The 24,857-nt window shown below is 65.6% G+C and carries 22 protein-coding genes; 11 read left to right on the forward strand and 11 right to left on the reverse strand.

Features of this window, described 5'->3' with window-relative positions; genetic code table 11:
- Positions 1 to 58: 58 nt before the first annotated feature.
- The gene (locus ACFPK0_RS16005; protein WP_007080380.1) at positions 59 to 685 is read left to right on the forward strand and encodes a trimeric intracellular cation channel family protein; all 627 of its coding nucleotides are present in this window, start codon (positions 59 to 61) and stop codon (positions 683 to 685) included.
- A gap of 7 nt (positions 686 to 692) precedes the next feature.
- Here the strand turns inward: ACFPK0_RS16005 and ACFPK0_RS16010 are convergent, their stop codons facing one another.
- A complete protein-coding gene (locus ACFPK0_RS16010) occupies positions 693 to 1,217 on the reverse strand; it encodes a DUF3016 domain-containing protein (protein WP_377342122.1) in 525 nt (174 codons plus the stop codon).
- A 278-nt stretch (positions 1,218 to 1,495) separates the two neighbouring features.
- Here ACFPK0_RS16010 and ACFPK0_RS16015 point away from each other — a divergent pair, with 278 nt between their 5' ends.
- Positions 1,496 to 1,936 carry a CHRD domain-containing protein gene (locus ACFPK0_RS16015; protein WP_377342124.1) on the forward strand — a complete coding sequence of 147 codons (441 nt, stop codon included), beginning with the start codon at positions 1,496 to 1,498 and terminating at the stop codon, positions 1,934 to 1,936.
- A gap of 251 nt (positions 1,937 to 2,187) precedes the next feature.
- Here the strand turns inward: ACFPK0_RS16015 and ACFPK0_RS16020 are convergent, their stop codons facing one another.
- The 7 genes from ACFPK0_RS16020 to ACFPK0_RS16050 form a co-directional block, all read right to left on the reverse strand.
- The gene (locus ACFPK0_RS16020) at positions 2,188 to 2,373 is read right to left on the reverse strand and encodes a hypothetical protein (protein ID WP_377342126.1); all 186 of its coding nucleotides are present in this window, start codon (positions 2,371 to 2,373) and stop codon (positions 2,188 to 2,190) included.
- Between the two features lie 217 nt (positions 2,374 to 2,590).
- Positions 2,591 to 3,703 carry a GGDEF domain-containing protein gene (locus tag ACFPK0_RS16025; protein ID WP_377342128.1) on the reverse strand — a complete coding sequence of 371 codons (1,113 nt, stop codon included), beginning with the start codon at positions 3,701 to 3,703 and terminating at the stop codon, positions 2,591 to 2,593.
- A gap of 270 nt (positions 3,704 to 3,973) precedes the next feature.
- Complete coding sequence (locus ACFPK0_RS16030; RefSeq protein WP_377342130.1) at positions 3,974 to 5,185, reverse strand: MFS transporter; 1,212 nt, start codon at positions 5,183 to 5,185, stop codon at positions 3,974 to 3,976.
- A gap of 230 nt (positions 5,186 to 5,415) precedes the next feature.
- Positions 5,416 to 6,459, reverse strand: a complete 1,044-nt coding sequence (locus ACFPK0_RS16035) for a tetratricopeptide repeat protein (protein WP_377342133.1) — start codon at positions 6,457 to 6,459, stop codon at positions 5,416 to 5,418.
- A gap of 235 nt (positions 6,460 to 6,694) precedes the next feature.
- Positions 6,695 to 7,297 (reverse strand): OmpA family protein, encoded by a 603-nt coding sequence (locus tag ACFPK0_RS16040; protein ID WP_377342135.1) that lies wholly within the window; start codon positions 7,295 to 7,297, stop codon positions 6,695 to 6,697.
- Positions 7,298 to 7,548: 251 nt separating this feature from the next.
- Positions 7,549 to 7,968: a TonB-dependent receptor gene (locus ACFPK0_RS16045; RefSeq protein ID WP_377342137.1), complete on the reverse strand. Its 420-nt coding sequence runs from the start codon at positions 7,966 to 7,968 to the stop codon at positions 7,549 to 7,551.
- 153 nt (positions 7,969 to 8,121) lie between these two features.
- Positions 8,122 to 9,906 carry a diguanylate cyclase gene (locus ACFPK0_RS16050; protein ID WP_377342139.1) on the reverse strand — a complete coding sequence of 595 codons (1,785 nt, stop codon included), beginning with the start codon at positions 9,904 to 9,906 and terminating at the stop codon, positions 8,122 to 8,124.
- 376 nt (positions 9,907 to 10,282) lie between these two features.
- On the opposite strand from ACFPK0_RS16050, the gene ACFPK0_RS16055 reads away from it, so the two are divergent.
- Together ACFPK0_RS16055 and ACFPK0_RS16060 are read left to right on the forward strand one after the other, a co-directional pair.
- Positions 10,283 to 11,854: an alpha-N-arabinofuranosidase gene (locus ACFPK0_RS16055; RefSeq protein ID WP_377342141.1), complete on the forward strand. Its 1,572-nt coding sequence runs from the start codon at positions 10,283 to 10,285 to the stop codon at positions 11,852 to 11,854.
- Positions 11,855 to 11,963: 109 nt separating this feature from the next.
- Positions 11,964 to 13,442: a GH1 family beta-glucosidase gene (locus ACFPK0_RS16060; RefSeq protein ID WP_377342143.1), complete on the forward strand. Its 1,479-nt coding sequence runs from the start codon at positions 11,964 to 11,966 to the stop codon at positions 13,440 to 13,442.
- A 180-nt stretch (positions 13,443 to 13,622) separates the two neighbouring features.
- Here ACFPK0_RS16060 and ACFPK0_RS16065 read toward each other — a convergent pair whose 3' ends face one another.
- Entirely contained in the window at positions 13,623 to 14,450 is an 828-nt protein-coding gene (locus ACFPK0_RS16065; protein WP_377342145.1) for a VOC family protein, read from the reverse strand.
- Between the two features lie 135 nt (positions 14,451 to 14,585).
- Positions 14,586 to 15,500, reverse strand: coding sequence for a sugar phosphate isomerase/epimerase family protein (locus ACFPK0_RS16070; protein WP_377342147.1), 915 nt, complete (start codon positions 15,498 to 15,500; stop codon positions 14,586 to 14,588).
- A 457-nt stretch (positions 15,501 to 15,957) separates the two neighbouring features.
- Between ACFPK0_RS16070 and ACFPK0_RS16075 the strand changes: the two genes are divergently transcribed.
- The 7 genes from ACFPK0_RS16075 to ACFPK0_RS16105 all read left to right on the forward strand — a co-directional run bounded on the left by ACFPK0_RS16075 (position 15,958) and on the right by ACFPK0_RS16105 (position 23,908).
- A complete protein-coding gene (locus ACFPK0_RS16075) occupies positions 15,958 to 16,917 on the forward strand; it encodes an alpha/beta hydrolase (protein ID WP_377342149.1) in 960 nt (319 codons plus the stop codon).
- Positions 16,918 to 17,239: 322 nt separating this feature from the next.
- Positions 17,240 to 19,354, forward strand: coding sequence for a glycoside hydrolase family 31 protein (locus ACFPK0_RS16080; protein ID WP_377342151.1), 2,115 nt, complete (start codon positions 17,240 to 17,242; stop codon positions 19,352 to 19,354).
- 151 nt (positions 19,355 to 19,505) lie between these two features.
- A complete protein-coding gene (locus tag ACFPK0_RS16085) occupies positions 19,506 to 19,997 on the forward strand; it encodes an SRPBCC family protein (protein ID WP_377342153.1) in 492 nt (163 codons plus the stop codon).
- On the forward strand, positions 19,981 to 20,334 hold the full coding sequence (locus ACFPK0_RS16090) for an ArsR/SmtB family transcription factor (protein ID WP_056085548.1): 354 nt from the start codon (positions 19,981 to 19,983) through the stop codon (positions 20,332 to 20,334). The genes ACFPK0_RS16085 and ACFPK0_RS16090 overlap by 17 nt, the downstream gene beginning before the upstream one ends.
- Positions 20,335 to 20,511: 177 nt before the next feature.
- A complete protein-coding gene (locus ACFPK0_RS16095) occupies positions 20,512 to 21,639 on the forward strand; it encodes a DUF1615 domain-containing protein (protein ID WP_377342174.1) in 1,128 nt (375 codons plus the stop codon).
- Between the two features lie 177 nt (positions 21,640 to 21,816).
- A complete protein-coding gene (locus ACFPK0_RS16100) occupies positions 21,817 to 22,431 on the forward strand; it encodes a CPBP family intramembrane glutamic endopeptidase (RefSeq protein ID WP_377342156.1) in 615 nt (204 codons plus the stop codon).
- 166 nt (positions 22,432 to 22,597) lie between these two features.
- Positions 22,598 to 23,908, forward strand: coding sequence for a glycoside hydrolase family 2 (locus ACFPK0_RS16105; protein WP_377342159.1), 1,311 nt, complete (start codon positions 22,598 to 22,600; stop codon positions 23,906 to 23,908).
- 57 nt (positions 23,909 to 23,965) lie between these two features.
- Here ACFPK0_RS16105 and ACFPK0_RS16110 read toward each other — a convergent pair whose 3' ends face one another.
- The gene (locus tag ACFPK0_RS16110) at positions 23,966 to 24,583 is read right to left on the reverse strand and encodes a sugar O-acetyltransferase (protein WP_377342161.1); all 618 of its coding nucleotides are present in this window, start codon (positions 24,581 to 24,583) and stop codon (positions 23,966 to 23,968) included.
- Positions 24,584 to 24,857 lie beyond the last annotated feature (274 nt).

The following is a 24,857-nucleotide window of genomic DNA, read 5'->3' on the forward strand; positions in this document are numbered from 1 at the left end:
CCGGATCGGCTAGATTGTTCGACAGGAATCGCCGCGCGGCGCGGGTGATGGAACCGGCATGAACGAACAACTGCTTTTCAACGTGGTGGATCTGGCCGGCACGTTCGCCTTCGCGATCAGCGGCGCCACCGCGGCGCGGCGCTGCCAGCTCGACCTGTTCGGCATCCTCGCCATCGCCTACATCACGGCCTGCGGCGGCGGCATTGCGCGCGACGTGATGATCGGCGCGATCCCGCCGGCGGGCCTGTCCGACTGGCGCTACCTGCTCACCGCGGTGATCGCCGCGCTGTTCACCATCGCCGCGTACCCGTGGGTGGAACGGCTGACCTACCCCGTGCGCCTGTTCGACGCGATGGGCCTGGGCCTGTTTGCGGTGTACGGCGCGCACAAGGCGCTGCTGTTCGGCCACAACGCGGAGGTGGCGGTGTTGCTGGGCATGGTTACCGCGATCGGCGGAGGCATGGCGCGCGATGTGCTGCTGACCCGCGTGTCGATCGTGTTGCAGAAGGAAATCTACGCACTGGCGGCGCTGGCCGGCGCCGCCATGACGGTGATCGGCGAGCGCCTGGGTTGGCCGCCGGTGTGGGCGACGTGGTTGCCCATCCTGTTCTGTTTTTCGCTGCGCTTCCTGTCCCTGCACCGCCACTGGAACCTGCCGCGGTTCGGCCGCGACCCGGACGCCTGACGACGCCTCAGAGTTTGTCCGGGCCCTGGCGCAGCCAGCGGTCGATCATCGGCTTTTCGTAACGCAGCAAATCGTTGTCGCTGATGCCCGCACGATCCATGAAGGACATGTCGCGCAAGGTGCGGCTGCCCTGGCGCAGGACCTTGCCGTCGGCACCATACAGCGTGAAATCCAGATCGATCCGCGGCGGATAGCGGTTCTTGATGATGCGGACGCTGCTCAATTTCGGTCCGTGCCACGCCTCGTATTCGCCGGCCAGGTCCACGTCCGTCACCGTGATGTCCAGCCGTTGCCCCGGCGCCAGGATGCGCGACGCACGCTGGGCGATGTAATCCTTGAGCGGGTTCAGATAACCATTGGCATCGATCGGATGCGCGAACGCGCTGCGCTTCGTCTCGGTGAACAGCTTCGGGTCGGTGTAGTGGACGGTGACGTTGGTCGGTGGCGGCGGTGGCGGCGCCGCATGCACGCTGGCGCAGGCAAGCGCCAGCACGGCCAGGCAACCGAGCAGTGGCGTGGAGGAAAGTTTCATCGCAAGTCTCCCGAAGCGGGTCAGGGCAGCGTCAGCGCCTGGCGGGGGAAAGCCCTGCTGGGCAGCCGGTTCCGGCCCAGTATACGTCCGCGATTCCACGCGTTCGGTGAACCGCAGCCATCGCCGGATCGGCCCCGCCGCAGGTTTGCGGAAACCTTGCCGCTGCTTGCACGCACGGGGGTCCACACTCGCCCCCCGATCCGGTTGCCGGCCCACGCGTCGACCTCATCGGACCACCCCGCCGGGCGCACCGGCATTCCGACCGAGAGGATTCCACCATGCAGAAGTCGCCATGCACATTGCTGCCACTTGCCGTGGCCGCCATGCTCGCTTTCTCCACCGCCGCCATCGCCAAGGACGTTTCCCTCAGTGGCGATTTCGCCGGTGAGCACGGCGCCGCCAACCAGCCCTCGGGGCATGTGGCGGCCACCCTCGACACCACCACGCATCAGCTCAAATACACCATCGATTACGAGGGTCTCAGCGGCCCGGTCACCATCGCGCACTTCCATGGGCCGGCCAAACCGGGCGTGGAAGCCGGCGTGATGAAACTCATCCCCGGCCCGTACAAGACCGGCATGAGCCATACGGTGACCATCGACGCCGAAACCCAGTCGGCCATGCTCGACGGCGCGACCTATGTGAACCTGCACACCAAGGCGCACCCGAAGGGCGAGGCACGCGCGCAGATGAAGGTCGACGAATCAGCGGGGATGTAACGCCAGCCCACGCACTACGGCAGATTGAGAGGCCGGAAGAATCCAGTGCGTTGCCTCAGGGAAACTCTGATTTTGCCCATCATCCCAGCGAGGCGCTTTTCAACGGCCGAACGGCCGGTCAAGCGGGGATCCAGCGCCTCCAGGCCATGCAAAGAAAAGACGCTGGATTCCTGCTCCCGCGGAATGACGAGGAAAAGCCGATTGATCAGACCTTTCCCCAGGACGCGAGTCGCTTGCCGACTCGCCTCGATTCACCGACCGCCCCGCGACTGATGGACCAGGAAGCTGAAATAAATCAGGTAGAGGGCCGTCGCGCCCAGCGGCAGCGCATACCACGCGTACGACTGCGCGCCAGCGCCTTGCCAGTGCCGAACCAGCACGATTGCCGCGCTCCACAAACACGTGCCGGGCAGCACCAGCGCCGACAGATCCAGCACCCCTCACCTGAGCCGGCCGAAAATCGCCGCCGTTGACCAGGCCTCCCGCTGAGAAGGCGACCAGCATGAACAGGCAAACGGCCAGCATCAGCTGCCCGAACGTACCCAGCAAAGTCCAGACGATCGACATCCCATTCCCCTTTGGTTCGATACCGGCCTCCGACGAGCCGGACGGCTTTTCATATCCTGTTGCGTCGCCCGCCGCGCGCTCGCCCGATCAAGCCGGCGCCGCACTCTCCGCCCGATTTCGCCCTTGTTGCTTGGCGGCGTACAGCGCGGCGTCGGCGCGATGGAACAGGCTTTCGGCCGTATCGGCCGGTGTGACGCTGGCCACGCCGCAACTGATGGTGATGGACAGGTCGTCGATCAGCGGCGCGCGTGCCACGTGCGCGCACAGCGCGTGGGCCTTGCGCAGCGCGTCGTCGAGCCCCGCCTCGGGCAGCACGATCACGAACTCCTCGCCACCCCAACGGCCCAGCGTGTCGCCATCGCGCAAGGCCTGCCGCGCGCGCAGCGCCAGCGCCTTCAGTGCCCGATCGCCCACCGGATGGCCGAAGCGGTCATTCACGTCCTTGAAGTGGTCGATGTCGAGCATGATCAGCGCGAAGCCGCGACCATAGCGCTCGAAGCGGGTGAGTTCGTAGCCGACCACCTGCGAGATCCGGCGCCGGTTGGGCAACCGGGTCAGCTCGTCGGTATGCGACAGCGTGGCCAGCTCGTCCATCGTCAGCTGCGCCGCCTGCAGGCGCTGTTGGTAGCTGGAGAAGAAATACAGCGCCGCCACCAGCACCGCCGAAACCATGTGCAGCTGGACGGTGAAGTTGGCGAACCGCGACGAGGGTGACTGCAGCAGGTAAGGCAGGCTGATCACCAGGAACAGCGCCATGATCCCCAGCGAGATGCGCAGGCTGGATTTGTGCCCGGCCACGATGAAGGCGAACACATAAATCACCGGAATCCACAGATACAACGGCTCCAGGTCGATGCGCCCACCGTAGGAGGGGAAATACAGCCGCAGCACCATGCAGGCCGCGCAGACGCCGGTGGCAAACAGCAGGCAGCTCAGGTCGACCACCGGTTCGGGCAGCAGGCGCCAGTAGACCATCGCAAACATCAGCGGATGGAACACGATGTTTGCCGCAAACACCGCACGCAAGGTCGGCGAGGAGACGCCGCGCGATTCCATCAACGCCCAGGCCAGCGTGGTGCCGACCCAACTCAGCACAAAAATCGCCAGCAGCGCCGCGCGCTTGCGCTCCCGGCCGGCGTAAGGCTCCGGCCGGTGCTCGCCGTTCGGGGGCGGTGTGGCAGCGCCGATATTCAGTGGCATCGGAATACGTTCGAACGGCACGCGGAGGGGCCAAACATCGTCGATCGCCGACAGTCGCAGGGGGCTGACAAGTGCGGCCCGACTCCGGTCATCCTGATGCCCCCTGTTGCCAAGTCGATGGCGACGCCGCCCGATGGCGACGACGGCCACGGGCGAAGCATGCCTTCCGGCCACGAAAAAAAACAGCTTGCGCGCCGCGCCTCCATGCCGGGCGCGCGGTGGAACGGTGCAGCGTGGGCCTTCGCCGCATCGACCGCGCAGGGCAGAAAGTCAGGGCGCGCGCGGGCCCAGCGCGGTCGGTGTGGTGTTCACCAGCGGCACGAAGTTGTCGTCCGCCGTCACCTCGCGCTTGCGGCGGGTGAAGCGGTACAGCGCGTAGGCGGCCAACGCGCCGTCGAGTACCGCGAACCACACGAACAGCAGTTCCGGCCGCAGCAAATACATCAGTGCGCCGGCCAAGAGCGGCCCTACCGCCGAGCCGACGCCGTTGACCAGCAGCACGGTGCTGGAGGCCGACAGCAATTCATCGCGATGCAGGTAATCGACCAGGTGCGCCACGGCAATCGGATACAGGGTGAAGCTCATGCCGCCGAAGACAAAGATCACCATCATCGCCACCACTCCACCGGCTGTCGGCAGCAACAGGTTGACCACCGCCGCCAGCGCCGCGACGACGCTGATCAGGGACAGCGCGAGGCGGCGGTCGATGCGGTCGGAAAAACGCCCAAGCGGCCATTGCAGCACCACGCCGCCGGCAATCGCCGCGCTCATGTAGGTGCCGATGTCACCCGCACCCAGCCCACGCGCAGCGGCATACAAGGGCAGCAAGCCCCAGAACGCGCCAAGCACCAGTCCGGAAATGAATGCGCTGACCAGCGCTGTGGGCGCGAGCCGGAACAGGCGCCTGACCTGCACCTTGGGCATCGAACGCAGCTGGGGTTGCGGCTGGGTGGTCAGCACCACCGGCAGGCTGGCGGCGCAGAACAGGATGGCCACGACGCAGAACAGCACGAAGCCCTCGCCCGGGATGCGCAAAAGCTGCTGCGCCGTGGCGCTGGCCGCCAGGTTCACCATCATGTAGACCGCAAACACCGAACCGCGATGTGCCGGCTCGGCCACCGCGTTGAGCCAGCTTTCGATGATTGCGTACAAGCCGACCAGCAGCAGGCCCTGCAACACGCGCAGCACCAGCCACACGCCGTAGACCGGATCGAGCGCCTGCACCAGCACCACCACCGCCACCAGCGATGTGCAGAACGCAAACGTGCGGATGTGGCCAATGCGATGCGTCAGCCGCGGGATGGTATAGGTGCCGAGCAGGAACCCGGCGTAGTAGGCCGACGTCAGCACGCCGATCATGGCCACGGAAAACCCCAGCGCACGCCCCTCCAGCGCAATATGCGTGTGCAGCAGGCCGACTCCCATCAGCAGGAAGACGGTACTCAGCAGCAGCGGTGTCGCGGTGCGGATGGTGGACAGCATGAGGTAGGCAGGCGATGGGCAGTGCGCGCTGTACCGCCCATGGCAGGCTTTCGACGGCGACGCGAAGAAGGGAGCAGAGGCAGCCGGATGATCCGGCCCGCCCCTACCTTACAGGACAGGCCGCAACGGCCTGGGCGGCGTCGGCATAGGGGTTTCGCAGTGCACAGCTTAGGCCGCCGCGCGGCAACCGGGACTGAACTTTTGGCAGGCGTCCCGGGCGCCGCCGGAAGCTAGTTCCCCGCCGTGCTGCGGCCGAGCGTGGCGGCGCGATTCAAGGCCGATTCGGCCGCGCGCTCCTTGCCCAGCTGCTGATAGGCGTGGGCCAGCCCGGTGAAGAAGCGGGACTCCTTGTCGTACAGGCGGATGGCCTGGCGATAGTGCCGCGCGGCCGCCTCGTAGTCCCCTTTCTTTGCCTCGCCCTCGGCCTGCACGAACTCGAAGTAGGGGTCCTTCGCCTGGATCTTCTCCAGCCGCCGTGCGTAGGCGGCGCGTTTCGCCTCCTCGCCTCCGTCCCGGTAGAGCGTCACCAGGTTGACCAGTGCGCTGGAGTTTTCCGGATCCAGTTCCAGCGCCTTCAGGTAGTCGCGTTCGGCGGTTGCCCGGTCGCCCTTGCGCAGGCTCAACACGCCCGCGTTGGCCCAGGCGCTGGGATAGTCCGGCGCCAGTTTCAATGCCATCGCCATGTACGGATCGGCTACCGAGGGCATGACGCCAACCAGCAGTTCGGCGGCACGGTTGTTGTAGTACAGCGCCAGCAGGCGCTTGTCGGTAATCCGCTGGGGCGGGCTGCGCGCCGTCAGCAGGTCCCGCGCCACATCGATCGTGTAGTGCGACTGACCGATCAGGATTCCCGCGTTCACGTGGTTGAAGCCGTAGACAACATCCTGCTCCGCGCGCCACGACACGACGTCGAGCAGCTCCTGCCCATAGGCATCGAGGCCCGCTTCGCGCGCCAGCGCCACGGTCAGCAGGGTGAAGGTGAGGCAGTTGGCCTTGCGCGTGCGATACGCCTGTTCGACGGTATACGTGGCGTCGACCGCGTACTCCATGCCCAGGCCGGTCTTCTTGAACAGGAAACCTGCCAACCGCTCGAGTCGTGACCGCCGCGAGCCACCCCCGTCAATCACCTGCGCCTGCAACTGTGTGCGCAGCTCGGGCGGCAATGCCATGACCTGTTCCGGGCGCGGCATGGCGGGCAACACCGGCGTCACCGGTGCAGACGGGGCAACAGTCGAGGCAACAGCAAGCAACGCTGCGTACGCCAGAATGACCATGTCGAAACCTCCACGCCTGGGGAGGGGCGGGAATGGTTACTGGGGCCAGTCTAACCTTTTCGGGCGCGTTGACCAGTGCTGCCACAAACGGGCCGGCAGCCGCGGAAAACCGGGGCATCCAGCGCGTCAAATCAACGCAACGTCACCTCGCGGCGGCAAAAAACAGGGGCGGCGCGCGACTTTCGGAAAAGCGCGCCCCGCCCCTGTCGGGATGTCACATGTGATCTGCCGGCAATCAGCCGGCGCTGGCCTGCGTGTTGCTGGCGCTGCCGGCAAAATCCACCACCAGGGTCACACGGCGGTTGGATGCGCCCGCATCGCGCGACTGGCCACGATCCACCTGGCGGTTGCTGTCCTCGCCATAGCTCACGGCGCGCAGCTGGTCGGCCGACAGGCCCGTGCCTACCAGATAATCACGCACCGCCTTTGCACGTTGCTTGCCCAGGCGATGGTTGTAGCTCCTGGAGCCGGCGGGGTCGGCAAAGCCTTCGACGGTGACGGTCGCGCCGGGATAGTGGCTGCTGATGACCTTGGCGAAATCATCCAGCAAGGGCTTGTCCTGATCGCGCACGGTGGCGTCGTTGAACGCAAAGTGCGCCGCGGTATCAACGCGTACCCGGCCGCCCATCTGGGCGATCTGGGCATCGTATTTGGCGAATCGCTGCTGCATTTCCTGGGTCAGCGAATCCAGCTGTTGCTGCTGCTTCTGGTCGTTGGCACGCAACTCGGCGATTGCCGAATCGAAGTCCGCCTGTTTCACGTAGTGGGTGCAACCACCCAGCGCCACGGCCGCAATAAACAGCGGAACGGACACCTTTCGCATCGTCGAGTTGATCATGGCTTCTCCTCGGGTAAGGAGCCGGCGACCTCAGGCACAGACGCAGTCACCGGCTCGGGCGTCGTCCAACCTAGCATCGCCACGCCGCGGAAATATTTACATGGCCTGACTCGGCGACCGCGCACGGCAAGCCTGAAACGGGCCAGGAAAGCGCATCGACCGTGCCGGGCCGGCAAAAAAACCGCTCCACCCCGATCAATCCGGGGCGCACTCCAGGCTGATGGCCCATCCAGCGCGGCTGCTGGAGACGTCTAGGCGGCCGGAGGAAGAAGCTCCGGCGCGGCCACCTCGGCGGCCGTTGCGTACTTGATCACCATGAAGATCATCAACAGCATCGCCAACAGAACGCCGATGGCACCGATACCGAGAAACGGTTCGAGCGCCGCCTCGGATGCCGCGTTGCCATAGAGCAGCAGCAATCCGGCAAGCAGGACCACCGTGGCGGCCTGGTGCAGCACGAACTGCGTCCGGGCAATGGCCTTGCGCGGCTGGTGCAGCCAGAGCCGGTGGATCAGCCCGTACACCAACGACACCACGAAACCCACCAGCAGGATGTGCGCGTGCGCCACGTACTCCGCGTGATTCTTCGACGCGGCCATGTAGATGCCCACGCCCATGCCGACCACGGCATAACCCAGTGCCCACACCAGATACTTTCTGTCCAAACCCATGACGCCCCCCAACCCGGATGCACGCCGGCCAACACGGGCCGGCCGCGGTCGTCCATCAGACTCGTCGCTTGCAAACGGCAGCGGGCAGGACGCCCGGCAAGTGTACGCACTTCAAAACGCGGCCGCGCTCATGGTGTTGGCGGCCTTCCACCGTCACGCCGGCACGAAGCTGGCGTTCCCGGCGTGCATCTCGATGCGGTTTCGGCCGCGGTGCTTGGCCTGGTACAGGGCCGCATCGGCCTTGGCCATCAGGGCCGGCAACACGTAGCCATTGCCGTCGGTGGAGGCCAGCCCGAAACTGGCCGATATCGCGCCTTCGACGATCTGTTCGTCGAACAGGGTGGTGGCGATGGCTGCACGCATCCGCTCGACGATCTCCATCGCATCATCCAGTGAGCATTCCGGCAGCACCAGGCCAAACTCCTCGCCGCCCAGCCGTCCAAACACGTCGATGGAGCGCAGATGGGCGCGGCACAGCGCGGTGATGCGGATCAGCACGGCGTCACCCACCGCATGCCCGTAGGTGTCGTTGATACGCTTGAAGTGGTCCAGGTCGATGACCACCACGCAGACAGGGCGCGAGGATTTTTCCGCGTAGCGCAGTGCCTGCTCGGCCTCCCACACAAAATGCTGGTGGTTGAGGATGCCGGTGAGGCTGTCGCGGCGCGCCAGCCTCTTGAAGCGCAGCTGCGAGCGCTTGAGCCGAATCAGCCAGAAGCCGATCGAGGCGAGCACGACCAGCAGCAGGGCAACGTAAAGCCGACTGGCTTCCATCGCCTTGCGGTCCAGCGCCTGCTGCAGTTCCAGCAGGCTGTTCTGCCTGCCCAGCTCGGCTACCTGCAGCTTGTGGATGGCCAGTTGCTGGTGGACGGCGTGGTAGGCCAGCGCGATGGCCTGGGTGTTGTTGACCGAACGGAATTCCACATCCTTGTAGTGTCGGTAATAGTCCAGTGCGGCGCGGTAATCGCCGGCCTTGTTCTCCACTTCGTAAAGCACGCGATAGACGTTTTCCGACAGCCCTTCGAAATCGCCCTTCGCATCCGTCGCCAACGCTGCCAGCGCCCACCGCTTGGCCAACGCCGCGTCGCCGCTGACCCAGTACGCATAACCCAACGTGCTCTGAAGCACGTAGACATGGGCGCGATAGTTCTGCGCCATGACGCCCGGCGCGATGCGCTTGAGCAAGGCCAGCGCCGCGGCGGCATCGCCCACGTCCGCCTGCCGCCGGGCAAGGTCCAGCTGCACCGTATTGGTGTAAATCGGTTCGCCGGCCGCGACACAGGTGTCGATCGCCTTGCGATAGGCCGGGTCGGTGGGCGGCAGGTCGCCCTTGGCGTTCAAGGCACCGAACAGGTAGACGTAGGGTCGGCAGAGCGACTCGCCGGGCGGGGTGAGCCGCTCCATCTGCCGGGCATAGTCGACCGCCGGCTGCACCTGCTCGGCCGACGCCATCAGCTGGGAAAGTTGCGACAACACCACGTAAGCAGCGTGGCGGTCGCGCAATCGCGGCAGCACGGCCGACAGCTGCTCGGCCAGCGCAAAAGCCTCGTCATAGCGGTGCTTGATGGCCAGCATGTTGAGCAACATGCCGTTCGCCAGGCTCTGCTGATCCAGGTCGCCGTGGGCAACGACATCGCGAAGCAGCGGCTCGGCCTTCGCATACTGCCCCTCGAACAACGCCTCCCATCCATCCAGCAGACGCAGCTGCCATTGCTGGTTGGACGACAGCGTCGGCTGGCGGCGGTGAAGCTGGTCCAGCATCTGCAGAAAGCGCGGATGATCCTTCGCGCGGATCGCCGTCGCCTGCGCCAGCAAGGTTGCCGAATCCGTCGCCGGCGCATCGGCCAGGGCCGCGGTGCCGCAGAGAAGCAGGGCAACAGCCAGGCCAAACGCGCCCAGGCGCCGCCGCCACGCAATGGCTGGCGGATTACGCGCCATGGGACATCTGGTGCATGGCGGAATCCCCGCGCCCTGCCCGCGAACCGCCCACCGGAAACGTCGTACCGGCCACGACCACCCGAAGTCTCCCTGCGCTGGTCCGATTCGATGACCTCATGCGGCCCCCCTGCCCCGATGCACCCCACCAGGGTTGTGCCGCCCATCTTACCCAGCCGCCACCCTAAAGCGCAGCGCGCCGCGCCGCCGCACGGCCGGCGGCGGCGGGAACTGGCCCTGACACCGTGTTTTGTTTCATGCTCAGCCGTTCGGACGGCCGCCGGTGCGGATCAGGGAATCGTCGCTACACCCCCAACCCGCCATCGTGCCCCCGTCCTTGCTCACCCGACCATCCACCGACCATCCAAGGGGACATCCCATGCGTCATCTCATGACCGTCGGCCTGTGCGCGCTGGCCACCGCCTTCGCCGCCACGGCGCCAGCGAACGCCGCCGACCGGGCGATCCGGCTCACCGTCGATGCCGGCAAGCCCGGCGCCACCATCGATCGCCACCTTTTCGGCCAGTTCGCCGAACAGCTCGGCCATGGCATCTACGGCGGCATCTGGGTGGGCAAGGATTCCTCCATCCCCAACACGCGCGGCATCCGCAACGACGTCGTGGCCGCGCTGAAGGCGATCAAGGTGCCCAACGTGCGCTGGCCCGGCGGCTGCTATGCCGACAGCTACCACTGGCGTGACGGCATCGGCCCCAACCGCACCACGCGCGTCAATACGGCCTGGGGCAACGTGGTCGACTCCAATGCCTTCGGCACCGACGAGTTCATGGACTTCGCCAAGCAGGTCGGCGCCGAGGCCTATATCTCGCTCAACGTCGGCTCCGGCACCGTGGCCGAGGCGCAGGACTGGATGGAGTACATGACCGCCGACCAGCCCACCACGCTGGCCAAGCTGCGCGCCGCCAACGGCCACCCCGCGCCCTACCGCGTCGCCATGATGGGCATCGGCAACGAGAGCTGGGATTGCGGCGGCCTGATGACGCCGGACGAATACACCGCCGAGCTGCGCCGCTACGCCCGCTTCGTGGGCAGCTACAACGCGAAGGAGCCGTCGATGAAGATTGCCGTCGGCCCCGGCACCGACGACACCGCCTGGACCGAGGCGGTGATGAAGACATGGAAGGAACGCCATGGCTGGTCGTTCGACATCCAGGGCCTGTCGCTGCACTCGTATACCATCTACGACGGCTGGCCGCCGCACATGCCGTCCACCGGTTTCGACGAATCGGCCTACGCGCACGTGATCAAGGAAACCCTGAAGATGGGCCCGCTGATCGACAAGCAGTCCGCCGTGATGGACAAATACGATCCGGAGAAGAAGATCGCGCTGGTGGTCGATGAGTGGGGCGCATGGCTGGCGCCGACGCCGGGCACCAACCCCGCCTTCCTGATGCAGCAGAACAGCCAGCGCGACGCCATCCTGGCCGCCCTCAACATCAACATCTTCGCCCGCCACGCCGACCGCGTGCGCGCGGCCAACATCGCGCAGATGATCAACGTGCTGCAGGCGATGATCCTCACCGACGGCCCGAAGATGGTGCTGACGCCGACCTACGACGTCTTCAAGATGTACGTACCGTTCCAGGACGCCACCTTCATCCCCGTCAGCTACGACGCCGGCTCCTACGTGCACGGCGACACCACCCTGCCGCGCCTCGACGCCATCGCCGCCAGGGGCAAGGACGGCAAGGTCTGGCTGTCGCTGACCAACCTCGATCCGAACCGGCCGCTGGACGTCGACGCCGCCGCGCTGGGCTTCAAGGCGACCTCGGCAAACGGCCAGACCCTCAGCGCGCCGAAGGTCGACAGCGTCAACACCTTCGACCATCCGCGCACCGTGGCGCCCCGGTCGATCAGCGGCGCGCTGAAGAACGGCGCCATCGTGCTGACCCTGCCACCCGCGTCGGTGACCGTGGTGTCGCTGCAGCCTTGACCGTGCGGGGCCGCTCCATCGCGGAGCGGCCCCGTTCGGATGCATCATGCGATCTTTACCGCCGGTGTCGGCAACTACCTATCGTGCAAACTCACAGGAAGGGACAGCGATGAAAAGACGGGACTTCTTGCGGACGGGCCTGGTGCTTGGCACCGGCGCCGCCACCTCCACCCTGGCACTCGGAAAAGGCCTGGCCGCGGCATCGGCCGCCAAGGCCATGGAAGCCACATCGGCGCGACCGCGCATCCATCCAATCCATTACACCTTCCCCAAGGATTTTCGCTGGGGCTGCGCCACGGCCGCCTACCAGATCGAGGGTGCCGTCGACGAGGACGGGCGCGGCAAGACCAACTGGGACATCTTCTCCCACACGCCCGGGCAGGTGGCCAACAACGACAACGGCGACGTGGCCTGCGACAGCTACCACCGCTATGCGGAAGACATCGAGCTGCTGAAGAATCTGGGCGTGCGCAACTACCGCCTGTCGATTGCCTGGTCACGCATCTTCCCCGAGGGGCGCGGCAAGCCGAACCAGAAGGGTGTGGATCACTACAACAAGGTGATCGACGCGCTGCTGGCGGCGGGCATCGAGCCCCACGTCACGATGTTCCATTGGGATCTTCCCGCCGCGCTGCCCGGCGGCTGGCAGAACCGCGACACCGCCTATGCGCTGGCCGACTATTCGGGCTTCGTCGCCAGCCAGTTGTCCGACCGCGTGCACCACTTCATGACGGTGAACGAGCTGCGCTGCTTCACCGATCAGGGTTATGGCTCCGGCATCAAGGCGCCGGGGTTGAAACTGCCCCAGGCCGAGGTCAACCAGGTCCGCCACCACGGCATCCTCGGCCACGGTTTGGCCGTCCAGGCGATCCGCGCGCACAGCAAGCCCGGCACGCAGGTGGGGCTGGCGGACAACACCGTCTTCTTCCTGCCCGCGTTCGACACGCCCGAGCACATCGCTGCCGCGAAAAAGGCCACGCGCGAGAACAACGCGATGTTCATGACGGCAATCATGGAAGGGCGCTACATCGACGAATACCTGAAACAGGAAGGCACCGCCGCACCGAAGGTAGAGCCCGGCGACATGAAGATCATCAGCAGCCCGCTCGATTTCGTGGGGCTCAACATCTACGCGCCGGAATGGGTGCGCGCCGATGACAGCCCCGCCGGCTACAAATACATCCCGCATATCCCCTCGTCGCCGCGCATGGCCTCGCCGTGGCTCGTCGTGGGTCCCGAGGTGGCGTATTGGGGCGTGCGCATGACCAGCGAGCTGTGGAACCCCAAGGCGATCTACATCACCGAGAACGGTGCCTCCGCCGACGATCCGGTCACCGACGGCCACATCGACGATGCCGACCGCATCATGTACCTGCGCAACTACGTCGGGCAGTTCCAGCACGCCGTCGCCGAAGGCTATCCGCTGAAGGGTTATTTCCTGTGGAGCCTGCTGGACAACTTCGAATGGGCAGACGGCTACACCAAACGCTTCGGCCTGCATTACGTCGACTTCGCCACGCAAAAGCGCACCCCGAAACTCAGCGCGGCCTGGTACAAGGAAGTGATCCGGCAGAACAGGATCGTGTGACGTCTCGAAATTTTCTGCGCTGGAACAGTCCGCGGTGATCGCCACCAGCACCTTGCTTCGTTGACGTCGACGCTCGAGTAATTCGCCCTCCGCTGGAGGGCGAATTACTTTTCCCCGCCGGCCCATTCAACGGAACTTGCGGCGGCAAACCCGACGCAGCGGGGTGCACCGCACAACGCCTTACTGTTTCGGGCTCTCGGCCGTAAACGGAGAGCAGCACGGTTTGGCCACGGGCTGGAACTCCATCAGCTCCACCCGAGTGCCGTCCGGATCGTAGAGGTTTGCCTGCCACTTGCCATCGCGACCCATTTGCGGGCCGTCGTGGCGTGGGCTCAAGCGGTCCTGGTCGATCAGCGTCGTCACCGCCGCCTCCATGTTCGGTACGCCCAGCGAGAGGTGGTTGAGCACGCCCAGTTGATGGGCGTCGACATGGTCGAGCGGTACCGTCGAGCCCGGGCCCACCATCATGTATTCCAGCCAGTCCGTTCCATCGGGTACCTGCTGGGATATCCAGTCGACCGCGCCTTCCTTCATCGCGCCGTGCCAGTAAGGGCGAAAGCCCAGGATATCGCGGTAGAACACATCTTCCCTGGCACGGTCGTGGACCAGGTAACCGACGTGGATGATGCGCCCGCTGATCGCACCGGCCACGGCGGTGGTGTCGCTGGTGGCCGGTTGCACGAATTGCACTTCGTTGCCTTCCGGGTCGTGCACCGAGAACCACTCGCCGTCTTCTCCGTGATGCAGCGCACTCGTCCCGGTCACCCCACGCGCCAGCAGATAGGCACGCATGGCTGCCGCATCGGCGGTGTTGTACGCCACGTGCGCCAGCATGCTCTTGCCGTGATGCGCCGGTGCGGGCAGCACTTCGACGAATTGCTGGGGGCTGAAGTAATAACGTGCGCCCGCGGCCGTCTCCGGGTCCGCGCCTTTCCTGGCGCCCAGGATGGTGGTGTAGAAATGCTCGCTGGCCGCGCGGTCGGTCGAATAGACGGCCAGATGCGACACGCCCGTTATCGCCGGGCGCACATCCTTCGCCAAGGCTGGGCTTGTCGCTCCGCCCAGCAGCATCGCCCCTGCCATCACCACGGCTCCAAACGTGAATTTCCTGCCCATCATGGCGCTTCCCCGTTGGTGGCTGGATTACAGCGATTGCAGATAGTCGCGGCACGCCGCCAGCGATTCCATGATCGGCTGGATATGCGGCGGCTCCTGTTCGACGAACGCGTGCACCACGCCGGCCTTGCGTGCGGCGGCGAAGATCGGCGGCCAGTCGATCACGTCGCCGGTGCCGATCACTCCGCTCGCGAAATCGTTGCCATAGGTGCCCGGTGCGGGCCGTGCCTTGAGACCCTTGATATGCAGCAGGCGGATCCGGTCGGCATGCTTCCTCAGCAGCGCGATCGGATCGACGCCACCGGCCACCGCCCAGGCGACATCCAGTTCCAGCTTCACCAGCGTCGGGTCGGTGTGTTCCAGGATCACGTCGTAGCCGCGCTGTCCGTCGTACTCGGCAAACTCGATCGGGTGGTTGTGGTACCCGAGCTTCAGCCCCGCCGCCTTCGCCAGCGCACCGATCCGGTTGAGCTCGGCCGCGTTCTTCTTCCAGGCATCGAGCGTCATGGCATCGCGGATCGCCGGGATCCAGTCACCCTCCCCCAGTGGTTTGTCCGGCCGCGGGGAGGACGCCACGATCCACTGGACGCCCATCGCCTGCGCCTCGGCGATACGGGCGGCGGCATCGCCGAACAGGTCGCCCATCGAGAAATGCGCGCTCACCGGCTTCAACCCGGCCTGCACGATCGCCTCGCGAAACGCCTGCGGCGTGCGGCCATGCAGGCCCGCCGTTTCGATTTCGCGGTAACCCAGCGTCGCAAGCTGTGCCAGGGTGCCTTCGAAATCCTGATCCAGTTCGGCCTTTACCGACCACAGCTGCACGCCCAGCGGCCACGGATAACCGCCGCCGGCCGCCCACGCAAAACGCGGCAACACACTTGCCACCGCACCGGCGCCCAATACACCCATTACGCCCAGCATCTCGCGCCTCGTCATCGTCATGCCGTTCTCTCCTTGCTGCCGGCCGCCGTTGCGACAGCCGCGCGCGAAACCATCGCCTCCGGCAACGCAAGCCCGTGCCGACGGCGTCCGATGTGGCGCCCACATGCGCCGTGCCGCCCGTGCCCTCCGCGTAGGTATAACGCATCGCGGCCGGCCTTCCCATCCCGACTCCATGCCCCCGGCGACAAGCGCGGGAAAACCCTCTACTGGTTGTATCTCCCGCCGTGGAGAAGCCCCGACCAAAAAGTACCCGCGGCGGGCCGGGTGTGCGGCCGATGGCCGTGATGTTCGGCAAGCAGCGACTGTGATAACAAAACCGACGAAATATAGATGGCTAAACGAATATGGCAGTTCGAAAAGAATGTACAAAACCGCTGTCGATTGATGGATTGCAAACGCACACGCGCAATTTTTTACGTAAGATCAAACGGACCATCGACCATGAAGGAGAGATCGCGTGAAGCAAGTGGAAAGCATGACGAAAGTGCGCCGTTCCAGCCGTAACGCCTGCCTGACCCTGGGCCTGGCACTTGCGTTCGCCCTCGCCGCCCCGGCCCAGGCGCAGAACGACAAGATGACCCCGATCCCCACGCCCGCGCAGGCCAACGCCATCGAGCTGGGAACGGGCGCGCTGCCGAATGCCACGGCGAGCGAGTCGTGGCACAGCCAGTACGGCAGCACCTTCGCGCGCAACGTCACCGTCGCCACGCTCACGCCTTACCTGCCCGATGCGGGCAAGGCCACTGGTGCAGCGGTCATCGTCGCGCCGGGTGGCGGCTTCAGGACGCTGTCGATGGAGAACGAAGGCTCGGACGTGGCCAAGGCGCTTGCCGCCCAGGGCGTCGCCGCCTTCGTGCTGAAGTACCGGCTCAAGCAGACGCCCAAGGACATGGCCGGCTTCGAAGAGTCGATGAAGAAGATGTTCTCGTCGACCGCGAAGCGACCGGAGCCGAAGGCAAGCGACGTCATCTCCGATCTGGCGCCGCAGCTTGCCGACTCGCGCGCCGCCTTCGAGCTGGTGCGCAAGAACGCCGCCAAATGGCACGTCGACCCCGACAAGGTCGGCATGGTGGGTTTCTCCGCTGGCGCCATGCTGACGCTGGCCACCGAACTGAACGTCAAGGCCGCCAAGCCCGCCTTCATCGGCCTCATCTACGGCCCGCTGGCGGCGGTGAAAGTACCGGCCGACGCGCCGCCGATGTTCGTGGCGCTGGCCGCTGACGATCCGTTCTTCGGCAACGCCGGCTTCGGCCTCATCCAGAGCTGGCGCGATGCCAAGCGCCCGGTGGAATTCCACCTGTATGAGCAAGGCGGCCACGGCTTCGGCATGTACCAGAAAACAACCACCAGCACCGGTTGGTTCGGCGACTTCTCCCGCTGGCTGACGATGCACGGCTGGATCAAGCCGGCGGCTTGAGTCTCGTACCCAAGCGCCGACTGCAAACAACGCGCACGCCGAGGCGGCGGGCACCACCCGCCGCCCGAACTCCTGCCGGGTGAATCGTGCGATTCACGAAGGCGCGCGGCTTGATGCCTGTCCAGGGGCGGCACGTTCTTCAAAGATAACGGAGACGCCTGTGCCCCCATTGCGATTCATCACGCTGGTTTGCTCGCTCGCGCTCATGACTGGTGTGCAAGCCCATGCGGACACTGTCAAGGCGAGGCTCGACTCGAACACGGGGCTGGCGCTTTCCACCGAAAAAGGCGTCCTGCATCTCGCGCCGTGGACGAGCCGGATCGTGCACGTCGAATTTGGTACGCCGGGCTATGCGGGCAACTACAACCCCGCCGTCATCGCCACGGCGTCCAAGGTTCAATTCAAGATCAGCGAAACCCGCGCCGCATATGTACTGAAGACCAGCGACCTGAACGTCGAGGTCGACAAGGCGACTGCGCGCGTCAGCTTTTTCGACAAGGCGCACCATCTTTTGTTGCAGGAGGGTGATCGTGATATCGGCGTGGGGACAAGGCAGGATTTCCTGACGCACACGCCCATCTATGGCCTCGGCCAGCACCAGAATGGCCTGCTCGACTACAGCGGGGCCAGGGTTCATCTGCAACAGGCCAATACCGATGTCGCCGTACCGATGATGGTGTCACCGCAGGGGTTTGGCCTGTTGTGGAACAACGCCTCGGTGATGGACGTCGATGTCGGCGTGGCGGGCAAGCCCCCGCTGGTCGTTCATAACGAAGCGGGCCCGGGCATCGATTACGACTTTATCGCCGGGCCGGAAATCCACGACGTCATCGCCGGGTATCGCTGGCTGACCGGCGATGTGCCGATGATGGCCCGCTGGACCTGGGGCATGTGGCAATCCAAGGAGCACTACGCCACGCAGGATGAGCTGGAATCGATTCCGGCGCGCTACCGCAAGATGGGTGTGCCGATCGATGCCGTCGTGCAGGACTGGCAGTACTGGCGGGACGGGCAATGGGGCAGCCATCGCATGGATCCGGCTCGCTACCCCGATCCGGCCGCAATGGTGGAGGCCATCCACGCCATGCACGTCCACACCATCATCTCCGTGTGGCCACGCTTTGATCCGGGCATCGACAATCTGGCCGCGTTGAGCAAGGCCGGCGCGGTGCTTCCCGGCGTCTATCCGAACGTTTATCCGCCCGGCTGGGGGCGCTGGTACGACGCCTGGAATCCGCAAGGGCGCGCCCTTTACTGGCAGCAGGTCATGGCGCGTCTTGGTGTCTACGGGTTCGATGGCTGGTGGCTCGATGGCGATGAGGCCGAACTGGGTGGCGCAACCGGCGAGATGCGCGAAATCGCCACGGCAGCCGGTCCGGGCATCGTCGTCAACAACGCGTTTCCGCTGCTGCATACCTCGGCCGTGCATGACGGCATGCTGCGTGACCAGCCGGGCAAGCGCGTTTTCATTCTGTCGCGCTCGGCCTATGCCGGCCAGCAGCGCAACGGCGTGATCACCTGGTCGGGCGACACCCATGCCAGCTGGGAAACGCTGCGGCGTCAGATTCCGGCAGCGCTGAATTTCTCGATGAGCGGCATCCCTTACTGGTCGGCGGACATCGGCGGCTTCTTCAGCCCCGACCAGGCGAAGGACCCCGGCTATACCGAGTTGTTTGTGCGTTGGCACCAGTTCGGTGTGTTCAATCCGATGTTCCGTATTCACGGCGCCGGCAACGGCAAGGAGATATGGACGTTCGACCCCGCCACGCAAAAGATCCTGATCGACGATGTGAAACTGCGCTACCGCTTGCTGCCCTATATCTATGCCACCTCATGGGACGTCACCGCCCATCAAGGCACGATGATGCGCGCGCTGGCATTCGATTTCCGCACCGACCCCAAGGCGTTGGCGGTGACGGACCAGTACATGTTCGGCAAGGAGGTTCTCGTCGCACCGGTGCTGCAAGCGGGCGCCACCGCGCGCAACGTCTACCTGCCTGGCCCGGATGGCTGGTACGACTTCTGGACTGGCGCGCGACAAGCAGGCGGGCGCACCGTGTCGGCAGCGACACCGCTGGCGCATATTCCGCTGTTCATCCGTGCGGGTTCCATTCTGCCCCTGGGCCCGGTCAAACCCTATGCCGACGCACCGAGTGATGAGCCGACGGAACTGCGCGTTTTCCCCGGCAAGGATGGCGATCTCACCTATTACGATGATGCAGGCGACGGTTACGGTTATCAGAAGGGCCAGTACGCCACCATCGCCATGCGCTGGAACGACACCTCGCACACGCTGAAGCTTGCTGCGCGTCAGGGGCACTATCGGGACATGGCAGCGAAACTCGCCTTTCGCATCACCTGCAAGCAGGGCAGTGCAGGCCGCGTCCTGAGCTATGACGGCGGGGCGCAAACCGTGTCGCTGCCCGACTGTCGGTGATGGGCCCTGCCTCAAACCCGTAAAGGATTTTCGGTGAAGCCGCTCTGTTTTCATTCGCCGAACCAACGCCAGGAGTTTGGCAACCTTAAGGTTGCATGTCTGCCATGGCTCATGCATCATGCAACCTCCCGGTTGCCATCGAGGATCGCCCATGGGTTCGTCTACTGATCGCATCGAACAACACATCCTGCTGCGCGCACCGCTCGAACGGGTGTGGCGCGCACTGACCGATGCCCGCGCGTTCGGTGCCTGGTTCGGCATGGCGCTGGACGGCCCCTTCGTCGCCGGCCAGCCGATCACCGGCACGATCCAGCCCACCCAGGTCGACGCCGAAGTCGCGAAGTTGCAGGCGCCGCATGCCGGCACGCCATTCACGCTGTACGTCGAACGCATCGAGCCGATGCGCGTGTTTGCCTGGCGCTGGCATCCTTACGCGATCGAGCCGGGCATGGACTACGAGAAGGAGCCGACCACCCTGGTCACCTTCGAACTCGAAGCGGTGACGGAGGGCATCATGCTGCGGCTTGCCGAGTCGGGCTTCGATCAGCTGCCGGTCGCGCGCCGCGACGCCGCGCTGCGCGCCAACGCCGGTGGCTGGGCCATGCAGATGGGCAACATCGAGAAATATGTCGCCGCGCACTGAACGCCCACGGCGCAAGGCCGGCGCGTTGTCCGCCAGCGCGCCGGTATTCGCCGCGCTGGGCGATGCCACCCGGCTGCGGCTGGTCGTCGCGCTGTGTGCCGGCGGCGCGCTGTCGATTGCCCAGCTCACCGCGGGCACCAACATCACTCGCCAAGCCGTCACCAAGCATCTGCAGGTACTTGCCGACGCCGGCCTGGTCCAGGACCTGCGCCAGGGCCGCGAGCGATTGTGGGAGTTCACGCCGGCCCGGCTGGACGAGGCACGCCAGGCGCTGGACACGATCAGCGCACAGTGGGGCGCGGCGCTGACGCGGCTGCAGCGTTTTGTTGAATCGTGATGGCGACAAGGCGGCCACGGTTTCGGCATGCACCCGAGAGAAACGCCACGGCGGCGGGCACCGTCCGCAGCCGGATTTTTGTGCGGTGAGCGCGAGTCATCGACTTGCTGCTTCACTGCACTCCCTGTACAGAACATCCCTGCCCCTGTTCTGGCGGATGACCGGCCTGACATGAACATGCCCGCTGCAGCGCCCGACCATCCTTCCCGACCCGCCTTGCATCGCCACCTAGCCGCATGGCTGGCCGCAGCGTTGCTGGCGGGCTGCGCCTCCCAGCCAACCCAGCCGCCGCGCAGCCCGGCACAGGTGCGCGCGCAGATCGTGCGGTTGATGCCCGCCGGCGTGACCGATCGCGAGGGCTGGGCCACCGACATCCAGGTGGCTTTCGCGGCGCAAGATATCGAACCGCAGGCGTCCAACCTGTGTGCAGTGCTGGCGGTGGCCGAGCAGGAATCGGGTTTCAAGGTCGACCCGGTGGTGCCGGGGCTGGCGAAGATCGCGCGGCAGGAGATCGACCGCCGCGCCGGGGCGAAATACGTGCCCGGTTTCCTGGTGGATGCGGCGCTGTGGTTGAAGTCGCCCGATGGCCGCCGCTACAGCGAACGGCTGGCGTCAGCGCGCACCGAGAAACAGTTGAGCGGGATTTTCCAGGATTTCATCGGCATGGTGCCGCTGGGCAAGCGCCTGTTCGGCGACTTCAACCCGGTGCACACCGGCGGGCCGATGCAGGTGAGCATCGCGTTCGCCGAGGCGCACGCGCAGGACTATCCGTATCCGGTGCAAGGTTCGATCCGTGACGAGGTGTTCAGCCGGCGCGGTGGCATGTACTTCGGCATCGCGCACCTGCTCGGCTACCCCGTGGATTACCCGCAGCCGCTCTATCGCTTCGCCGATTTCAACGCCGGCTGGTACGCCAGCCGCAACGCCGCGTTCCAGCAGGCGGTGAGCGTCGCTTCCGGCATTCCGCTGGCGCTGGATGGCGACCTGCTGCCGCCGGGCGCCGGTTTCGGCGACCGCCCCGGTGCCACGGAACGGGCCGTGCGCAGTTTGTCCGCGCCGTTGGACATGAGCGATCGGGCCATCCATCGCGCGCTGGAACAGGGCGAGAGTCTCGACTTTGCAGACAGCAAACTCTACGCCCGCGTGTATGCGTTGGCCGATGCCATCGACCACAAACCGCTGCCGCGCGCGCAGTTGCCGGGCATCACGCTGAAGAGCCCCAAGATCACCCGCAAGCTCACCACCGCATGGTTTGCCGGGCGCGTGGACCAGCGCTGGCAGCGATGCATGGCACGGGCGAAATAGCGGGCTCGACGAATCACCTGGCGCCGAACGTGACGATGGAATGCGGGGTTGTATGACGCATGGCAGTTGTGGCGCCCGTGACGGCCGTAACAGCATCGGCGCAACTGCCGGATTGTGGAAGGTAGCTCGAAAGCCCGGCCACTCCGGATCCCCGTTCTCGCAAAACAGGGAAAAACCATGTGGCTTGTATCACCTGCCGTGAATGCGCTGATGGCGGTCCTGTTGCTGGCGGGCGTGCCGTTCCTGGGTTATTTCTTCTGGCATAAATGGCGACATCGGCGGCACCTCGCCGACATCGCACGTCGCACAGGCCTGCAGGGATCGAGCGCCCGCTATCTGCTGATCAGTGCGGCGACAGCGCTGGTCGTGGCATGCGTGCTGCTGCTGTGGCAACCGCCGATGGCGCCGTTCCTGCGGGAAGGATCGCCGCAGCGGGTCTTTGCCGGGCTGGGGCTGGGCATGCAGGCTGTCGTGATGGCGCTGCTTTACGGTGTGGTGCAGACCGGTTTCGTGGAGGAGCTGGTATTCCGCGGTCTGATCGCCGGGAGCCTGGCGCGACGGTTGCCGCTGGCGTGGGCGAACCTGCTGCAGGCACTGATCTTCCTGCTGCCCCATCTGCTGATCCTGCAGACGATGCCGCAGATGTGGATGCTGCTGCCGTTGGTCTTCCTGCTGGCGTTGGCGATGGGCTGGGTGCGCATCAGGTCGGGCTCCATCCTGGGGCCATGGCTGGTGCATGCCACCTTGAACGTCACGATGTGCCTGATGGTGGCCGTGCGCACGGCGGCCTGAGCTTCGGCGACAAGGTGTGATCCGCCGTTGCTGATGGCCGCTGACCTTCACTCCTTGGTGAGGCAGTGAAACGTCAATTTCCGCCCAGATCCGGGAGCTCTCATCGCACCCATCTCAGATGACAGCCTGCTTGACGACATCTACATCACAGCAAAGAGGCCACCGCATGAAGTCTTCATCGCTCCCTTCGACGGCAACGTCAGCCGACGCGACACAACGCCGATGGATCGCGGGCATCGTCATCGTGACGTTGCTGACCGTGGCCGCCATGATCGCTGTCCTGGCCATCGGCGGCCGTCCCGATCCGGCACCGCTGCGCGCCGCCTCCACTCTGCTCGATGGCACCTGGCGGTTCCACACCGGCGACGATCCGCACTGGGCGGCCGCCGACATCGACGACAGCGGCTGGGAGACGATGGATCTGACCGCCCCGCCCGGCCAGCACGACGGCGACGTGGGCCTGCCCGATTACGTGGGCGGATGGAGCGCACACGGCCACCCGGGCTATCACGGCTACGCCTGGTACCGACGCACGGTGACGGTGCCGGACACCAGCGCGTCATGGGACATCCTGGGGCCGACCCTGGTCGACGACGGGTATGCGCTGTACTGGAACGGCCAACTGCTGGGCGGCTCCGGCCGGCTCGGCCCCCACCCGCGCCTGGTCGGCACACGACCGCTGCGGTTCGCGCTGCCCGCCGACGCGGCAGGCACCACCGGCGTGCTCGCCGTCCGCACCTACATGCTGGCCCGCTCCGGCTCCAGCGCGGAGGCCGGCGGCATGCATACCGCGCCGATCCTGGCACCGCGACGCACCAGCGACGCGCTGCACCGCGCGCAGTGGTGGCGGACCATCGCCGGCTACATCGTCGACGCGGTCGAACCGGCCGCCATGCTGGCGGTCATCGTCCTGGCGCTGGGGTTCGGCTCACGCAGCAACCACAGGGGTTTCCTGCTGTTCGCCTGCATCGCGCTGGCGCTGACGGCAGCCCGGCGGCTCAACAACGCGATCGTGTCATGGACCGACCTGCAGGATCTGCGCACCTACGCGTGGCTGGCCTCGGTGATGTGGGTACCGACGATGACCGCCTGGCTGCTGGCCTGGAACCGCTGGCGCCTGCCCGCATCGCGAAGCGTCGATGCGCTGGCCGTCGCGCTGGGCATCGCCGGCATCGTCGGCGCGCTGGCCGACCTGCCGACCTGGACGAACATCAGTCGACTGGGTTCGCTCGCGCTGTTCGTCGTGCTCATCGCGCGCATCGTCCGCGGCAGCCCGCCCCGCATCCTGGCACTCGTCACCCTGGCCACGGTGCTGGCCGCCCTGTTCGGCAGTGAACTGCTCGATCCGATCGGCGTGCCGGGCATCTGGTTCCCGTTCAACATCGGCGTATCGCGCACGCAATACATCTACGCGATCAGCATTCCGTTGCTGGCTGTTCTGATCGTGCGGACGTTGGGGAAACGGGAACGTGACTAATCCAGTGGTGCTCGACACACGATCAACCATGTGTAAGTAGCCACTCCCAAAATTTCTTCACCCTCCAGCAATCGGCCGGATGACGCGGCATGGATTCCCGGCAGCGACGACGCCAGGCGGGATGTCGCGGGTGACCACGGAGCCCGCGCCGATGATGCTGTTGTCGCCGATCGTGACGCCGGGCGTGATCGTGACCGAGCCGCCTATCCACACGTTGTTGCCGATGCTGACCGCCCTGGGCAGCTCCCAGCCTTCGAGGCGGCGCGCGATGTCCTCCGCGTGATTGGGGGTGTAGATACCGCAGCGCGGCCCGATGAGACAGTCCGCCCCAATGGTGATCGCACCGCCGCCGATGACCATGAAATCGGCGTTGATGAATGTACGGTCGCCGATGACCAGGCGCGAGCCATAGTCGATCCGGATCGGCGGGCGGAAATCGATCCCCGCGCCAGCGCCGGGAACGAGCCCGTGGAAAAGGCGCATCGCCTCCTCGGCATCGTCGTAGTAGATGCGATTGATCACCGCACATACCGCGTTCGCCTCGCGCGTCAACGCCTGGAGAGCCGGCGATGCGCGATACCGCATCCAGTCCCCCGCCACCATGCGCCGCAGATCCTCATCCGTCTCGAGTAGCGCGGCCATCCTGTCGTCAATGAACTGCGCCTGCTGCGTCACGTGGACTTCTCCTGCCTATCTTCCAGCACCCAATCCAAACCGCGACGTTTCGGGAAGCGGTTACATCGAACTAATTTACCCGCCCCAAGCCCCCGAAGATCAAGAGCTTTCGTCCTCCTTCGGAGGGCGAGTCACTTTTCTCTGCGTGGCTGTATGGACCGGAGACATGGGTAACACACGTGCCAGGACATGGGTAACAGTTTAGGCGGTGTCGCGTAGGTCGACTTGCGTTAGCCGATGGTGAGAAAAATAGAGCGCATAGACACCGTCTTGT

Source organism: Rhodanobacter ginsenosidimutans (assembly GCF_042655685.1).
Taxonomy (GTDB): Bacteria; Pseudomonadota; Gammaproteobacteria; order Xanthomonadales; family Rhodanobacteraceae; genus Rhodanobacter; species Rhodanobacter ginsenosidimutans.

What these genes read in the sequence shown, in the direction of transcription:
- ACFPK0_RS16040 (WP_377342135.1), bottom strand. Translation starts at nt 7,297, where the DNA reads ATGATCAACTCGACGATGCGAAAGGTGTCCGTTCCGCTGTTTATTGCG.
- ACFPK0_RS16085 (WP_377342153.1), top strand. Translation starts at nt 19,506, where the DNA reads ATGGGTTCGTCTACTGATCGCATCGAACAACACATCCTGCTGCGCGCA.
- ACFPK0_RS16005 (WP_007080380.1), top strand. Translation starts at nt 59, where the DNA reads ATGAACGAACAACTGCTTTTCAACGTGGTGGATCTGGCCGGCACGTTC.
- ACFPK0_RS16035 (WP_377342133.1), bottom strand. Translation starts at nt 6,459, where the DNA reads ATGGTCATTCTGGCGTACGCAGCGTTGCTTGCTGTTGCCTCGACTGTT.
- ACFPK0_RS16060 (WP_377342143.1), top strand. Translation starts at nt 11,964, where the DNA reads ATGAAAAGACGGGACTTCTTGCGGACGGGCCTGGTGCTTGGCACCGGC.
- ACFPK0_RS16050 (WP_377342139.1), bottom strand. Translation starts at nt 9,906, where the DNA reads ATGGCGCGTAATCCGCCAGCCATTGCGTGGCGGCGGCGCCTGGGCGCG.
- ACFPK0_RS16015 (WP_377342124.1), top strand. Translation starts at nt 1,496, where the DNA reads ATGCAGAAGTCGCCATGCACATTGCTGCCACTTGCCGTGGCCGCCATG.
- ACFPK0_RS16045 (WP_377342137.1), bottom strand. Translation starts at nt 7,968, where the DNA reads ATGGGTTTGGACAGAAAGTATCTGGTGTGGGCACTGGGTTATGCCGTG.
- ACFPK0_RS16070 (WP_377342147.1), bottom strand. Translation starts at nt 15,500, where the DNA reads ATGACGATGACGAGGCGCGAGATGCTGGGCGTAATGGGTGTATTGGGC.
- ACFPK0_RS16095 (WP_377342174.1), top strand. Translation starts at nt 20,512, where the DNA reads ATGCCCGCTGCAGCGCCCGACCATCCTTCCCGACCCGCCTTGCATCGC.
- ACFPK0_RS16105 (WP_377342159.1), top strand. Translation starts at nt 22,598, where the DNA reads ATGAAGTCTTCATCGCTCCCTTCGACGGCAACGTCAGCCGACGCGACA.
- ACFPK0_RS16090 (WP_056085548.1), top strand. Translation starts at nt 19,981, where the DNA reads ATGTCGCCGCGCACTGAACGCCCACGGCGCAAGGCCGGCGCGTTGTCC.
- ACFPK0_RS16010 (WP_377342122.1), bottom strand. Translation starts at nt 1,217, where the DNA reads ATGAAACTTTCCTCCACGCCACTGCTCGGTTGCCTGGCCGTGCTGGCG.
- ACFPK0_RS16030 (WP_377342130.1), bottom strand. Translation starts at nt 5,185, where the DNA reads ATGCTGTCCACCATCCGCACCGCGACACCGCTGCTGCTGAGTACCGTC.
- ACFPK0_RS16055 (WP_377342141.1), top strand. Translation starts at nt 10,283, where the DNA reads ATGCGTCATCTCATGACCGTCGGCCTGTGCGCGCTGGCCACCGCCTTC.
- ACFPK0_RS16025 (WP_377342128.1), bottom strand. Translation starts at nt 3,703, where the DNA reads ATGCCACTGAATATCGGCGCTGCCACACCGCCCCCGAACGGCGAGCAC.
- ACFPK0_RS16100 (WP_377342156.1), top strand. Translation starts at nt 21,817, where the DNA reads ATGTGGCTTGTATCACCTGCCGTGAATGCGCTGATGGCGGTCCTGTTG.